Here is a 12,940-nt window from a genome sequence, read left to right on the forward strand (position 1 = left end):
TCACCGCCAACGCGCAAGCGCTGAAGCGATGGTTGAGCAACGCAGAGGTCTCCTTGGGTAACCACAGCGACCGCCTCAATGCCATCAATATCTTTCCCGTGGCCGACGGCGATACCGGCACCAACCTCTACCTGACTCTCTGCGCCGCCTCGAGGGCTATTGCGGAAGAGGACACCGCCGACATCGGCGAGCTGCTGGGAACAGCCGGCCGTGCCGCAATGGAAGAAGCACGCGGCAACTCCGGCACCCTGTTTTCCGTCTTCCTCACCTCTATGGCAGAACCCCTGGCCGGCGCAACCCGGCTCTCCGCGCCGTTGCTCGCAGCCGCCCTGCAGCGGGCGCAGCTGCGCTCCTGGTCGGTGCTCAGCGATCCGGTGCCCGGCACCATGCTCTCCGTCCTCGAGGCCGCAGCGCACGCCGCCTCCGACAGCGAACCCGCCGTCACCGGAGACGACAGCAACGTAGGACTCGCACTCACGCTGCGGGCCATTATGGACGCCGCCCTGACCGCCGTCATCCATACCGAGAGCCAGCTGGACGCGCTCGCCGCCGCCCACGTGGTGGACGCCGGCGGCGTCGGCTTCCTGCTGGTACTGGACGCCCTGCGTGCCGCAGCCCTGGGCGAGGAACTGCAGGAAGAACTGCTGGACGGACTGCACGGCTACGACGTCCAGGATCCGCACATCCACGCCCACATGCCACGCATGGAAGGCGTGGAAGTCATGTGCACCATCACCCTGAGCCCGCTGGATGCCGCCACACTGCGGCTGCAGCTGGACGAGCTGGGGGACTCCGTCATCATGAGCGCCGTGAGCCCGGTGGGAGACGGCTACCGCTGGCGGATCCACGTGCACACCCCCGACGCCGGTACGACCATCGATCTGCTGCGCACTCTCGGTGATCCCGAGAATCTGACCATCACCGAGTTGTCCGCTGACGGACACGAAACCAAAGAAGTCCCCGAGGCACATGGACTCTAGGCTCCCCGGAGAACTCGACTTTCCGCTGGACCGACGGATCGGCAAAATCACGGCCAATGCCATGGAGAAACAGCTTGGCCTTAAGACCGTCGGCGATCTGCTCCACCATTTCCCGCGCCGGTATCTGGAGCGCGGTGAACTCACACCCATCGCGGAGATACCGTTCGACGAAGACGTCACCCTGATAGCCCGGGTGCAAAGCAACAACCGCCGGCAGATGCGGGCCCGCAAGGGGACAATCGTCGAGGTAGTCGTCACAGACGACACCGACGGCAGCCTCGGGCAGCTGCATCTGACGTTCTTCAACGGGTTCAATGCTTCTAAGGAACTCACCGTCGGCACCCGGGCCATGTTCTCCGGCAAGGTGGGCGCCTACCGGGGCCAGCTTCAGCTGACCAATCCCAGCTATGTGCTCCTGGATGAAGACTCGGTGGATGAGGACGAAGCCAAGCGCCCCATCCCGGTCTACCGCGCGTCGGCCAGGGTGGCCAGTCCGACCATCGCCAAGTCCGTGTCGATGCTGCTGGACAGCATGGAAGGCGCCCGGCTGCGGGATCCGATCCCGGCGGCGATCCGGGAGCGCGACCGCATGCCGGACATCGTTGCGGCTTACAACAGAATCCACCGGCCGGCCACCATGGAGGAGGCCTACGCCGCCCGGCACCGGTTTCGGTACCAGGAAGCCCTGGTCCTGCAGACCGCACTGGCCCGGCGTCGTGCCCTGACCGCCGAAGAGGAAGCCACCGCGCGTCCGGCAGTGCCCGGGGGTCTCCTGGACCGCTTTGACGCGGCCCTTCCTTTCACCCTGACTCGCGGCCAGGCCGAAATCGGGCGGGACCTATCCACTGAACTGGGCGGGGACCACCCCATGAACCGCCTCCTGCAGGGCGAGGTGGGTTCGGGCAAGACCCTGGTGGCCCTGCGCGCCATGCTGCAGGTGATCGACGCCGGGGGACAGGCCGCACTGCTGGCACCCACCGAAGTCCTGGCATCGCAGCACTACGAGTCCATCACCGCCATGCTCGGCCCGCTGGGCCGCGGCGGACAGCTCGACGGCGACCCGGACGGCACCCGCGTGGCGTTGCTCACCGGCTCGATGAACACCGCCGGGCGCCGGGCGGCGATGCTGGACGCTGCCAGCGGCGCGGCCGGAATCATCATCGGCACGCACGCCCTGCTGTCCGAGAACGTTTCGTTTGCCGACCTCGGCCTGGTGGTGGTGGATGAACAGCACCGGTTCGGCGTCGAGCAACGCGATGTGCTGCGCACCAAGGGGCACAGCACCCCGCACCTGCTGGTCATGACGGCCACCCCCATTCCCCGTACCGTGGCGATGACTGTCTTCGGTGACCTGGAGGTCTCCACCCTCACCGAGCTGCCGGCCGGGAGGGCCCCCATCTCCACCTACGTCTCGCCGCTGGCGGAGAAGCCGCAGTGGGAGCAGCGGATCTGGGCCCGCGCCCGGGAAGAGATCGACGCCGGCCGACAGGTGTACGTGGTCTGCCCCAAGATCGGAGCCAAGGAGGAGGAGCCCGGTACGGACCTGGCATTGTTCGACTCGAAGGAAGCTGCAGAGGGACGGGCGCGTGCCGAGCGGCAGGAGCTGACCTCCGTCACCGAGCTGGTCGAGTATCTCACCACTGTGCCGGCGCTCGCAGGCAAGAGCATTGCGCCCCTGCACGGCCGGCTGGACCCCAATGACAAGCACGAGACCATGGCTGCCTTCAACCGCGGCGACATTGACGTGCTGGTCTCCACCACCGTCATCGAGGTGGGCGTGGACGTACCCAATGCCTCGCTCATGGTGATTATGGACGCCGACCGGTTCGGCATCTCCCAGCTGCACCAGCTGCGCGGCCGGGTGGGCCGAGGCGGGCTGCCCGGTACCTGCCTGCTCGTGACGCAGCTGGAACCGGGACATCCGAGCCGGGAGCGGCTGGAAGCCGTGGCGGCCACCACCGACGGTTTCGAACTGTCCCGCAAGGACCTTGAACTGCGCCGCGAAGGCGACATCCTCGGCGCCAGCCAGTCCGGCGGCCGCTCCACCCTGAAACTGCTGCGCGCCGTCCAGGACGAAAAGCTCATTGAAAAGGCCCGTGCCGACGCCGTGGCCCTGGTGGCGGCGGATCCGGACCTGCGCGACTATCCGGCCCTGGACGAAGCCATCGAGGCCTACCTGAACCCCGAAGCCGAAGCATTCCTGGAACGCGGCTAACGGGCACCGGAAACCGGACGGGGCACCGGCAGCGGATAAAGTGAAGGCATGAGCCGCATTATTGCCGGGGCTGCCGGCGGATCCTCCTTGTTCAGCGTTCCGGGTGACGGAACGCGACCCACCACGGACCGGGTAAAGGAAGCCCTCTTTTCCCGCCTCGAGTCCTACGGCATCCTGCAGGAAGCCCGCGTGCTGGACCTGTTCGCCGGGTCCGGTGCCCTGGGTGTGGAGAGCGCCAGCCGCGGTGCGGCCGCCGTCGACCTGGTGGAACTGGCTGACAAGCCCGCGGCGACCTGCCGGCAGAACGCGGAACTGGTCAACAAGATCCTGGGCAGAACCTGCGTGAACGTGCACCGGGCCAAGGCCGAAACCTTCCTGCTCCGGGTCCCGGCGGACGTGCGCTGGGACGTGGTGTTCATCGATCCGCCCTACGCGTTCACCGAAGCCGAGCTGGCTACCGTCCTCACTCCGCTGGCAGGGCACCTCGCAGTCGGTGCGGTAGTGGTGCTCGAACGCTCCACGCGTTCCCCCGAGCCGGTCTGGCCCGAAGGCCTGGAGCGCTTCAGCGAGCGTAAATACGGTGAAACCACCCTGTGGTTCGCCGAACCTGCCGACGACGACGCAGAGTCCGACGACGCCGCGGCGGCGCAGGCCTAACCTGTGAAGCGGTCCAGGTCCTCGCCCGTCAGCACTGCTGCCGGGTGCGGGCCGGTCGCCAGGAGCTGCTGCGTCCACTCGGCGGGCCAGGGGAACCGGGTTGCCGCGAGCACAATGTTGCCGGGGTAGCGCCCCGTGAACATGTCCCGCTGACCCAGCGCCGCCAGGGCGCCGTCCGCATCCAAGCCGCCCGTACCCAGGGCGGCCTGCAGCTCGCGGACCTGCCGGCGGGCGAAGGCCAGCGGCGGATCGTCCCCGACGTTGACCAGCAGCACTCCGGCGGGGGAGAGCAAGGCAATCAGTTCGGCGTAGAAGTCCGACGTCGCCAAGTGCGCGGGCGCATCGGGGCCGGCGAAGATGTCCAGCACAATGGCGTCGAAGGACCGGCCGTCAAAGCGGTCCAGTGATTCCCGCGCGTCTCCGATGACGGTCTCGAGCCGGGTGCCCTCCGGCAGCGGAAGATGCGCCAGGACGAAGTCCAGCAGTTCCCGTTCCAGCTCCACCGCCGCCTGTTCGGACCCGGGGCGGGTGGCCTGGAGGTAACGGGTGAGGGTCAGCGCTCCGGCACCCAGGTGCAGTGCTCGCAGCGGCTCCCCGGCCGGTGCGGCCAGGTCCAGGACGTTGCCTATCCGGCGCAGGTACTCGTAGAAGATTTCCTGCGGGCGGGCCAGGTCCACGTGGGACTGCTCCGCCCCGCCGATGCTCAGGATGTAGGCGCCGGGGGTGAAGCCGTCTTCGGTGATGGTGGCGTGGGCGCCGATGCCCCGCAGGAGCCGGGACGCGTTCACAGCAGCCCGCCCAGCCGGGCGAGACGCTCGGAGGCGGAGTCCAGGACGTCCGTTTTCTTGCAGAACGCGAACCTCAGCAGCGACCGGGTGCGCTGCGCTCCTTCGGCGTGGCAGAACACGGCCACCGGAATGGCCGCCACGCCGATCAGTTCCGGCAGCCGCCGAGCCAGTTCCGTGGCGTCCGTAATCCCCAGGGGCGAAGTGTCGGCGGTAACGAAATACGTTCCGGCGGAGGGCAGGACCTCCATCCCGGCGGCCCGCAGCCCCGAACCGAGCAGGTCCCGCTTCGCCTGCAGCGCGGCGGCGGCGCCGGTGAAGTAGGAATCCTCCAGTCCCAGGCCGACGGCGACCGCGGACTGGAAGGGGGTGCCCGAGGTATAGCTCAGGAAGGTCTTGACGGTGCGGACCGCTGCCACCAGCGGCGCCGGGCCGGTGAGCCAGCCGATCTTCCAGCCGGTCACGGAAAATGTCTTACCCGCCGAGGAAATGGTCAGGGTCCGTTCCGCGGCGCCGGGCAGCGTGGCTACGGGGATGTGCACCGGCCCGAAGGTCAGGTGTTCGTACACCTCGTCGGTGACGATCACGGCGTCGTGCTTCGCTGCCAGATCCACAATCTGCTGCAGGACCTCGCGGGGGAGGACGGCGCCCGTGGGGTTGTGCGGATTATTGACCAGCACCACCCGGGTGCGGTCGGTGAACGCCGCTTCGAGGGCGCCGTCGGCGGGGAGGAAGTGCGGAGCCTCGAGGGCGACGGTGGTGTGCGTGGCGCCGCTGAGCCCGATGACCGCGCCGTAGGAATCGTAGAACGGTTCGAAGGTCAGTACCTCGTCTCCGGGACCGGTGAGGGCCAGGAGGGCCGAGGCAATGGCTTCCGTGGCGCCGGTGCTGATGATGACCTCGGTGTCCGGGTCCACGTGCAGCCCGTAGAACCGCTCCTGATGAGCCGCGACGGCGTTGCGCAGCACCGGCAGGCCCTGTCCCGGGGCGTACTGGTTGGCGCCGGAGGCAATGGCCTCCCGCGCGGCGTCGAGCATTACGGCCGGGCCGTCTTCATCGGGAAAGCCCTGGCCGAGGTTGATGGCTCCGTGCCGTCCGGCAAGGGCGGTGATTTCCTCGAAAATGGTCACCCCGAGATTGCCGTCCGCCGCGAGCAGGTTGGCTCCCGCGGCGGTCCGCTGCCAGGGCTGGGCGGCGGCCGTGCCGGTGCCGGGCCGGGCGCGGAGCAGGGACGCGGCTGTGCTGATACTCATGCCTCAAGTATTACCCGCCCGCACCCGGTAGATTCGACCTATGCGACGTGCTGTATGCCCCGGTTCCTTTGATCCCATCCACAACGGCCATGTGGAGGTGATTGCCCGTGCGGCAACACTCTTCGACGAAGTCATCGTGGCGGTGTCCACCAACTATGCGAAGAAATACCGTTTCAGTGCCGAGGAACGCCTGGAACTGGCGGCGGAAACCTTTGGGGCGCTGCGCGGGGTTTCCGTGGTCCCCATGGGGGACGGGCTCCTGGCCGACTTCTGCCGGGAGCACGGCGCCTCCGCGATTGTGAAGGGACTGCGGTCCGTCCAGGACTATCAGTACGAACTGCCCATGGCCGTCATGAACAGGCAGCTCACCGGCGTCGAAACCGTCTTCCTCGCCGCGGAAAGCAGCTACACCCACCTTTCCTCGTCCCTCATCAAGGAAGTGGCCTCCCTCGGCGGCGACGTCGCAGGCTATGTTCCGCCGACGGTGCTGAAGCGCCTGACGGAAGGCCGGACGGCAAGCTAGACCGGGTTGGCGCAGGCGGGGCGGATCAGCCCTGCCGGGAAGCACCCGAAGGCCGATTAGCCGGATGCCCTGTGGCGGGTAAACTGGTCTGTGGAGCACGTGCCCGCACGTGCTCCCTGGCTGCGGTGCAGCCGCAGTTTGAGAGATTCCGGCAAGTCAGGCTAAGATGATATGTCGGTCTATGTTCTACAGGAGTTCTCATTAGCGAATTTTCGCGGTCCAATCCGGAAACTCCCCTGGCTATCAACGTCAGGGACCTCGGGCGCAGCCCGGGAACGATGCGGACCTTGCATGAACATGTACCGGCACCGAAAGACTTCGGTGTTGCGCTTATCGGCGTTCCGGAAGGATCCGACCTCGAGCTCGATCTGAGGCTGGAGGCCGTGCACGAAGGGATTCTGGTATCCGGCGTAGTAATCGCCCCCGTAAAGGGCGAATGCGGCCGCTGCCTGAAGCCACTCGCGTACGACCAAGAAGTCGATGTGCAGGAACTCTTCTACTACGAGGACGCTGAGTCCTTCGAAGAAGAAGATGAAGAAGAGCAACACCGGATCGAGCGAGATGTCATCGATCTTGAGCCGGTATTGCGGGACGCAGTGGTTCTTACCATGCCGTTCCAGCCGGTGTGCCGGGAAGACTGCGAAGGCCTTTGCTCCGAATGCGGAGCGCGCCTTGAGGAGGATCCGGGTCACCACCATGAAGCAGTGGATCCTCGCTGGGCAGCCCTCGCCGGGCTGACCGGCACGGCCGCAGAAGATACTGCGGCACCAAGTACAGAGTCAGACGAGAGAGAAGAGAGTTAGCCGTGGCTGTTCCGAAGCGGAAAATGTCCCGCGCGAATACACGTGCACGCCGGTCCCAGTGGAAGGCGACCGCGCCCAACCTGGTGAAGACCGTGGAGAACGGCCGCGTCACCTATAGCCTGCCGCACCAGGCCAAGGTCGTAACCGACTCCGCCGGCACCGCGCTGTTCCTTGAATACAAGGGCCGCAAGGTCGCGGACGTCTAAGACCAGTGTTCGGCCCGGTTTTGCGCATCATTAGTGTTGTTGCGGACGGGCACGTGAATACTGCTTTTCGGGTTGTATCCAAAAAGTGAAGAATACTGAAGAGCTTATGAAGCGTCTCGGTGTCGATATCGACGCCGGGACGCTTCGTCTTGCACTCACGCACCGTTCCTACGCTTACGAGCAGGGCGGCATCCCCACGAACGAGCGCCTGGAATTCCTGGGTGACTCCATTCTGGGGTTCTCGGTAACCGATGCCCTCTACCGGGATAATCCTGATCTTTCCGAAGGCGAGCTGGCCAAGCGCCGCTCCGCCGTCGTAAGTACCCGTGCCCTTGCCGGCATTGCCCGCGGCCTGGGGCTGGGGGAGTACATCCTCCTGGGCCAGGGCGAAAAGCTGACCAACGGGCGCGATAAGTCCTCCATCCTTGCGGACACCACCGAGGCAATCATCGGTGCCGTGTACCTGGATCACGGAATCGAAGCCGCGCGCCAGATGGTGATGCGCCTTGTCGGGCCGCTGCTGTCCAACGCCGAGGCGCTCGGTGCCGGTACCGACTGGAAGACCAGCATCCAGGAGATCGCTGCCGGCCGGAAAATGGGCGACATCGAATACCGGGTCTCCGGATCCGGTCCCGACCATTCCCGCAGCTTCGTAGCGGTCCTGCATATCGGCGACAAGGCCTACGGCACGGGCGTCGGCCATTCCAAGAAGGAAGCCGAGCAGGAAGCCGCCGCTGCCTCCTGGAAGATGATCAACGCCAAGGAAGCCGACTCCGCGGCTGCCGGTTCCTAGGCACTCCCGGGCATGCCTGAGCTTCCCGAAGTCGAGGTGGTCCGCCGCGGACTGGCGTCATGGGTCCGCGGCCGCACCATCACCGGCGTCGAAGTCGTGGATTCCCGTTCCGTGCGGCGCCATGCTGCTGGTCCCGAGGATCTCGTCGGCAACCTCGAAGGCGCGGTGGTGGCCGACGTCGTCCGCCGCGGGAAGTTTCTCTGGCTGCCGCTGCTCGAGGCTGCTCCTACGCCGTCTGTTCCTGCGCCGGCCGACGACGTCGTACCCTCCTTTGCGCTGATGGCGCACCTCGGGATGAGTGGCCAGCTGCTGATGGAAGACTCGGCCCTTCCGGATGAGAAGCACCTGAAGGTCCGGTTCACGCTCAGTCCCGCCGTTGATGCCTCCGGCGTTGCGATGCCGGACGAACTGCGCTTTGTGGACCAGCGCATCTTCGGGGGTGTGTTCCTCACCGATCTGGTTCCGACGCCCGACGGCGCTCCCGGCGGCCTGTCCGAGACCGGACTTCCGCTCGTGGCTGCCGAGGCCGCGCATATTGCGCGCGACCCTCTGGATCCTGCGTTTTCCTTTGACGAGTTCTACCGTCGGCTGCGGCTGCGGAAGACCGGGATCAAGCGTGCCCTGCTGGACCAGGGGCTGATTTCCGGGGTCGGGAACATTTATGCCGACGAGTCCTTGTGGGCGGCACGCATGCACTTTGCCCGCGCCACGGACACTATGCGCCGGGCCGATGCGCTGCGGCTGGTCGAAGCCGCCCGGGACGTGATGACCCGTGCCTTGGCTGCGGGAGGCACCAGCTTTGATTCGCTGTACGTCAATGTGAACGGTGCCTCGGGATACTTCTCGCGGTCCCTCAATGTCTATGGCCGTGAAGGGCTGCCCTGCCCGCGCTGCGAGGAGCTGGGGCTGCATACCCTGATCCGGCGGGATTCGTTTATGAATCGGTCCTCATACAGCTGCCCTGTGTGCCAGCCTCGGCCTCGGAACGGGCGCTGGTAGTTTGCCGTTCCACGAACTGGATTGGATGTCCGTCGAAGTCCTCGACGAATGCAACCTGCAGTTTTCCGTCCAGGAACGGGTGCGGTCCTTGTAGGGGCTTTGCTCCGGCGTCGAGTGCAGCCGCGTAGGCCGCTGCGGCGTCATCCGTCCAGAGCGTGAGGCACGCGCGGTGTCCGGCCGTGACCGGGGTGAGTCCGTGCGCTTCGGCCGCCGGTCCGGGCAGTGCAAGCCCGAGTTCGAAGCCTTCCAATGACATTTCGATTTTTACGGGCGCTGTCCCTGCCCCTGTTGCACGGGATTCTTCAGTGAAACCGAGGGCCACGTAGAAGCGTGCCGCCCGCGCGACGTCGGCGACGAACAGGACGACCTGCGGATTGTAGATTTTCACGGCTGTCCTCATCTCGGGCGCCGGTAGGTTCACCGGCCGTTTCAGCGCTACGGATTGAGGAGGTCCCCGGCGGCAGCCAGTTTGCGGAGTTCCTCGATGTGGGCCTTGAATGCCTTCTGACCCGCTCTGTTCAGGGCCACCCAGGTGCGGGTGCGGCCGTTCACGGAACCCTTGCGGACGGTGACAAACCCGGCCTGCTCCAGCACCTTGACGTGTTTGCTTAGTACCGAGTCGCTGAGCTTCAGGGCGTCCCGGAGTACGCCGAATTCGGCTTCGCCCACTTCGGCCAGGATGGAACAGATCCGCAGCCGGGTGGGGACATGGATAACCTCATTGAATCCGTCGCCCATCAGCCGGCGTTCCGTAGGGCGCGCTCCAGGCGGGCGTCCATGGCCGGTCCCGCCACCAGCGTCAGGACCAATACGAGGACTGCCGCGACGTATGCAATCCATGCCCGGGAGTAGGTCGAGTAGAGCACAACTGCCGCGACGCAGATAAGCAGAAATACAGCGACGTAGGTCCAGGACAACCCCCGGCTTCCCGGATGGGTGTAGACATCAACCACCACGCGGCCGCGGGACTGGAGCATCGGCAGTACACAGAAGAGTATTCCGGACACGGCGAAGAGTCCGGTGGCCCAGTCGGCTTCCTTGGAGAAGACGAGGCCGATGACGAACATCGCCATTCCTACTGCCTGGGCGGGATAGAGCCATGCCGGTGACCGGACGTGCGGAGCCAGCGCCTGCTTGGACAGGGTGATGGATTCGAGGGCCTGGCGTGCTTCGTCGGGGGAGGGACGGGGGCCTTGAGCGTGGGTCATGCCGTCAGCCTAGACTTTCCGCAACGGAAAGGGAAGGGTTTCCGGTGTGGAAAGTCGCGGGAGCCTCCGCTCGCGTCTTCAGAAAGAATTACGAAACTCTTGTAATTGTTTCGGAATTACGTAATTCTCTATCCATGACGACAGGAGACGACACCCGACTGGAGGCGTTGGAAGCACGCGTGGCAGCCCTGGAGCAACGCGCGGGAACCGCGGAGCCGACGTCGGCCGCGGACGGGGCAGACGTGTTCTGGGCCCTCGAAGGGGTGCGGAAGCGCCATCCCGAGCCGGGAGCCGTGCTGTTCACCGGCACCGCCACTACCGCCGCCGGTGCCCACTACGAGTACCAGTACGGGTTGGAGACCGGGCATCTGCTCGACGTCGACTGGACGCAGTTCGCTGACTCCCTTGCCTCCCTCGGCCATCCCGTCCGTCTGGCTGTGCTCCACGCCGTGCTCGGCGGAACCGAGACCGTGGCAGAGCTGGTGGAGGAACTGGGTTCCGGAACCTCCGGACAGATCTACCACCACGTTCACCAGCTGACCGCCTCGGGCTGGCTCACACCGCACGCCCGGTCCCGCTACCAAATCCCGCCGGCCCGGGTCATCCCGCTGCTGGCGATTCTGACTGCTGCCTCCGGAGGTAACTGACATGTCCAAATACAGACGTATGACCGTGGCCGTCCTTGCCGCTGCAGCGGTCCTGGCCGCCGGGCTCCTTGCTGCCCCGTGGACGCCGCGCCTGTCGACGCAGGTTTCCGGGGATGCAGCACTGGCTGAGGCCGTCCGTCCCCTGCTGCAGAAACCTGCCGATGCGGTCAGCGTGGCCTACCTGGAAAACGGCGCTGTCCGGTTTGCCGGGTTCGGTGCCGACGAGCGGACGGAGTTCGAAATCGGTTCGGTGTCCAAGACGTTCACGGCGGCACTGCTGGCGGACGCCGTCGAGCGCGGCGAGGTGACGTTGGAGACCACCGTGGCTGAAATCCTGGGCCCGGACCTGCGGGACCCGGAGGCCGAGATCGGAACCGTCACCCTGGCCGAGCTGGCCAGCCACCGGTCGGGGCTTCCCCGGCTAGCCACCGATCCGGAAGCGCTGGTCTCCCTGCTCGCCGGCACCGTCCTCCACCGCGACCCCTACACCGCCTCGCCCGCCGAGGTGCTGGAGCAGGCACAGTCTGCGTCGGTGGGCGGAAGGGGAACGATGGCCTACTCCAACCTCGGGTATGCCTTCCTCGGGCAGCTGCTCGCCAAGGCGGCCGGGATGGAATACACCGATCTGCTGGAGCAGCGGATTTTCGAGCCGCTGGGAATGAAGGACACCTACGTGCCGATGACGGCCGACAACCTGCGTGCAGGTGCTCCCACCGGCCGGAATGCAAGCGGACTGCCAGAGGGTGCCTGGACCGGCAACGGCACCGCACCGATGGGTGGGATCCGGTCTACCGCAGCGGATATGTCGCTCTACCTCCGGGCGCTGCTGGCGGGCACCGCCCCTGGTGCCGGCGCCCTGGAACCGCAGTGGGATACCGGTGAGGACGGCGAGCAGGTGGGCCTGGCATGGTTCACGCAGGTCTCATCCTCGAGTGGGCGGGCCGCGACTTGGCACAACGGCCAGACCGGAGGTTTCTCATCCATGGTGGCGATGGATCGTGAAGCTGGCACAGCCGTGCTGATCCTCTCCAATGTGGCTGTCGGGCAGGAAGAAGCTGCGTTGGCTTTGCTGAAGGAAGGTCTCTGATGACATTCATGTCCTGGATCCTCGGCGCTTGGCTGATGGTGACCTGTCTGTCCGTGGCGGTTCCCGTCTGGAAACGGGCGGGACAGCCTTCAGGCCCCAGTCGGCGGTCCCTGCTGGCCGGTTTGTTGGATGCGGCTTCGCTCGCGGGCCTCTTGCGGCTCGTGGTGCCGTGGACTCCCGGGTCGGTGGTCCTCTGGGTGGTGGCGATCGTCGTGCTGGCGGCGGCAGTTGCCGGAGCGGTTCTTCGCTGGCCGGAGCTGCCGGGCCGGGGGTCTGAGTCTGAGGGGCCGGCGCAGGAGATGGCATCCGGGGGTTCGAGGGGACCTGAGGGCGCGGAGCCGGAGGAATCGGAGTTGGTTCCGAAGCCCGACGTCGCCGTGTCGGAAGTGCCGGACCAATCCCGGCTGCAGCAAAGCGCCAGAGCGGAGACCGCAGCAGGGCGAGGCTCGGCGATGGAGGCCGGACCGGTGGAGCGGTCCCGGCGGCCTCTCCTTCCTGTGCGGGAAAGGGCAGCCGCACCCGACACGGGGAAGTCCGATCCTGGCAACCCTGACCAAGGAAAGCCTGGCCGGAAGGCGGCGGCCGGAAAGAAGATAAAGAAGGAACCCGGAAATCTCGCGTTGGCCGGAAGCGGGGCGCTGCTGCTCGCCGTCGTCGTGATTTCTTCTCTAGCTGGTTGAGGCCGGTTTGGGCTGTATGAGTGTCGCCTGGAAAGGCCTTGTAAGCGAACTGAAAAACAGGTGGCGGAACGGGTATTTCTTCCCTAGCTCCGACGCCCGAGTCT

General features: G+C 66.1%; 16 protein-coding genes. 11 read left to right on the top strand and 5 right to left on the bottom strand.

Annotation, left to right across the window (positions count from 1 at the left end; genetic code table 11):
* The first annotated feature begins 20 nt into the window (after positions 1-20).
* Genes NNX38_RS07075 through rsmD form a run of 3 tightly spaced genes read left to right on the top strand, consistent with a single transcriptional unit; the run spans position 21 to position 3,852 of the window.
* Complete coding sequence (locus tag NNX38_RS07075; protein WP_255797452.1) at positions 21-980, top strand: DAK2 domain-containing protein; 960 nt, start codon at positions 21-23, stop codon at positions 978-980.
* Positions 970-3,195, top strand: a complete 2,226-nt coding sequence (locus NNX38_RS07080) for an ATP-dependent DNA helicase RecG (RefSeq protein ID WP_255797367.1) — start codon at positions 970-972, stop codon at positions 3,193-3,195. The genes NNX38_RS07075 and NNX38_RS07080 overlap by 11 nt, the downstream gene beginning before the upstream one ends.
* 48 nt (positions 3,196-3,243) lie before the next feature.
* Complete coding sequence (gene rsmD / locus NNX38_RS07085) at positions 3,244-3,852, top strand: 16S rRNA (guanine(966)-N(2))-methyltransferase RsmD (protein WP_255797368.1); 609 nt, start codon at positions 3,244-3,246, stop codon at positions 3,850-3,852.
* Here rsmD and NNX38_RS07090 read toward each other — a convergent pair.
* Both NNX38_RS07090 and NNX38_RS07095 read right to left on the bottom strand, forming a co-directional pair.
* Positions 3,849-4,640, bottom strand: a complete 792-nt coding sequence (locus NNX38_RS07090; RefSeq protein ID WP_255797369.1) for a fused MFS/spermidine synthase — start codon at positions 4,638-4,640, stop codon at positions 3,849-3,851. The two genes, rsmD and NNX38_RS07090, sit on opposite strands and share 4 nt — an antisense overlap.
* Positions 4,637-5,890 carry an aminotransferase class I/II-fold pyridoxal phosphate-dependent enzyme gene (locus NNX38_RS07095; protein WP_255797370.1) on the bottom strand — a complete coding sequence of 418 codons (1,254 nt, stop codon included), beginning with the start codon at positions 5,888-5,890 and terminating at the stop codon, positions 4,637-4,639. The genes NNX38_RS07090 and NNX38_RS07095 overlap by 4 nt, the downstream gene beginning before the upstream one ends.
* Positions 5,891-5,930: 40 nt before the next feature.
* Between NNX38_RS07095 and coaD the strand changes: the two genes are divergently transcribed.
* The 5 genes from coaD to mutM all read left to right on the top strand — a co-directional run bounded on the left by coaD (position 5,931) and on the right by mutM (position 9,214).
* On the top strand, positions 5,931-6,413 hold the full coding sequence (gene coaD / locus NNX38_RS07100; RefSeq protein WP_255797371.1) for a pantetheine-phosphate adenylyltransferase: 483 nt from the start codon (positions 5,931-5,933) through the stop codon (positions 6,411-6,413).
* Positions 6,414-6,649: 236 nt separating this feature from the next.
* The gene (locus NNX38_RS07105; RefSeq protein WP_255797453.1) at positions 6,650-7,216 is read left to right on the top strand and encodes a DUF177 domain-containing protein; all 567 of its coding nucleotides are present in this window, start codon (positions 6,650-6,652) and stop codon (positions 7,214-7,216) included.
* Positions 7,217-7,218: 2 nt separating this feature from the next.
* Positions 7,219-7,422 (top strand): 50S ribosomal protein L32, encoded by a 204-nt coding sequence (rpmF, locus tag NNX38_RS07110; protein WP_146364453.1) that lies wholly within the window; start codon positions 7,219-7,221, stop codon positions 7,420-7,422.
* Positions 7,423-7,507: 85 nt separating this feature from the next.
* The gene (gene rnc / locus NNX38_RS07115; RefSeq protein WP_227923609.1) at positions 7,508-8,215 is read left to right on the top strand and encodes a ribonuclease III; all 708 of its coding nucleotides are present in this window, start codon (positions 7,508-7,510) and stop codon (positions 8,213-8,215) included.
* 12 nt (positions 8,216-8,227) lie between these two features.
* Positions 8,228-9,214 carry a bifunctional DNA-formamidopyrimidine glycosylase/DNA-(apurinic or apyrimidinic site) lyase gene (gene mutM / locus NNX38_RS07120; RefSeq protein WP_255797372.1) on the top strand — a complete coding sequence of 329 codons (987 nt, stop codon included), beginning with the start codon at positions 8,228-8,230 and terminating at the stop codon, positions 9,212-9,214.
* Here mutM and NNX38_RS07125 read toward each other — a convergent pair.
* Genes NNX38_RS07125 through NNX38_RS07135 form a run of 3 tightly spaced genes read right to left on the bottom strand, consistent with a single transcriptional unit; the run spans position 9,150 to position 10,422 of the window.
* Positions 9,150-9,602, bottom strand: a complete 453-nt coding sequence (locus NNX38_RS07125; RefSeq protein ID WP_255797373.1) for a VOC family protein — start codon at positions 9,600-9,602, stop codon at positions 9,150-9,152. The two genes, mutM and NNX38_RS07125, sit on opposite strands and share 65 nt — an antisense overlap.
* Before the next feature lie 47 nt (positions 9,603-9,649).
* Entirely contained in the window at positions 9,650-9,952 is a 303-nt protein-coding gene (locus NNX38_RS07130; RefSeq protein ID WP_255797374.1) for a transcriptional regulator, read from the bottom strand.
* Entirely contained in the window at positions 9,952-10,422 is a 471-nt protein-coding gene (locus tag NNX38_RS07135; protein ID WP_255797375.1) for a hypothetical protein, read from the bottom strand. The genes NNX38_RS07130 and NNX38_RS07135 overlap by 1 nt, the downstream gene beginning before the upstream one ends.
* Before the next feature lie 134 nt (positions 10,423-10,556).
* Here NNX38_RS07135 and NNX38_RS07140 point away from each other — a divergent pair, with 134 nt between their 5' ends.
* Genes NNX38_RS07140 through NNX38_RS07150 form a run of 3 tightly spaced genes read left to right on the top strand, consistent with a single transcriptional unit; the run spans position 10,557 to position 12,836 of the window.
* Entirely contained in the window at positions 10,557-11,069 is a 513-nt protein-coding gene (locus NNX38_RS07140; RefSeq protein WP_255797376.1) for a helix-turn-helix domain-containing protein, read from the top strand.
* Between the two features lies 1 nt (position 11,070).
* Positions 11,071-12,156, top strand: a complete 1,086-nt coding sequence (locus tag NNX38_RS07145; protein WP_255797377.1) for a serine hydrolase — start codon at positions 11,071-11,073, stop codon at positions 12,154-12,156.
* Positions 12,156-12,836, top strand: coding sequence for a hypothetical protein (locus tag NNX38_RS07150; RefSeq protein WP_255797378.1), 681 nt, complete (start codon positions 12,156-12,158; stop codon positions 12,834-12,836). The genes NNX38_RS07145 and NNX38_RS07150 overlap by 1 nt, the downstream gene beginning before the upstream one ends.
* The last annotated feature ends 104 nt before the right edge of the window (positions 12,837-12,940 follow it).

Source organism: Arthrobacter sp. zg-Y238 (assembly GCF_024385525.1).
In the GTDB taxonomy this organism is placed as follows: Bacteria; Actinomycetota; Actinomycetes; order Actinomycetales; family Micrococcaceae; genus Arthrobacter_B; species Arthrobacter_B jinronghuae.

What these genes read in the sequence shown, in the direction of transcription:
- NNX38_RS07140 (WP_255797376.1), top strand. Translation starts at nt 10,557, where the DNA reads ATGACGACAGGAGACGACACCCGACTGGAGGCGTTGGAAGCACGCGTG.
- NNX38_RS07135 (WP_255797375.1), bottom strand. Translation starts at nt 10,422, where the DNA reads ATGACCCACGCTCAAGGCCCCCGTCCCTCCCCCGACGAAGCACGCCAG.
- coaD (WP_255797371.1), top strand. Translation starts at nt 5,931, where the DNA reads ATGCGACGTGCTGTATGCCCCGGTTCCTTTGATCCCATCCACAACGGC.
- NNX38_RS07150 (WP_255797378.1), top strand. Translation starts at nt 12,156, where the DNA reads ATGACATTCATGTCCTGGATCCTCGGCGCTTGGCTGATGGTGACCTGT.
- rsmD (WP_255797368.1), top strand. Translation starts at nt 3,244, where the DNA reads ATGAGCCGCATTATTGCCGGGGCTGCCGGCGGATCCTCCTTGTTCAGC.
- NNX38_RS07130 (WP_255797374.1), bottom strand. Translation starts at nt 9,952, where the DNA reads ATGGGCGACGGATTCAATGAGGTTATCCATGTCCCCACCCGGCTGCGG.
- NNX38_RS07095 (WP_255797370.1), bottom strand. Translation starts at nt 5,890, where the DNA reads ATGAGTATCAGCACAGCCGCGTCCCTGCTCCGCGCCCGGCCCGGCACC.
- mutM (WP_255797372.1), top strand. Translation starts at nt 8,228, where the DNA reads ATGCCTGAGCTTCCCGAAGTCGAGGTGGTCCGCCGCGGACTGGCGTCA.
- NNX38_RS07145 (WP_255797377.1), top strand. Translation starts at nt 11,071, where the DNA reads ATGTCCAAATACAGACGTATGACCGTGGCCGTCCTTGCCGCTGCAGCG.
- NNX38_RS07080 (WP_255797367.1), top strand. Translation starts at nt 970, where the DNA reads ATGGACTCTAGGCTCCCCGGAGAACTCGACTTTCCGCTGGACCGACGG.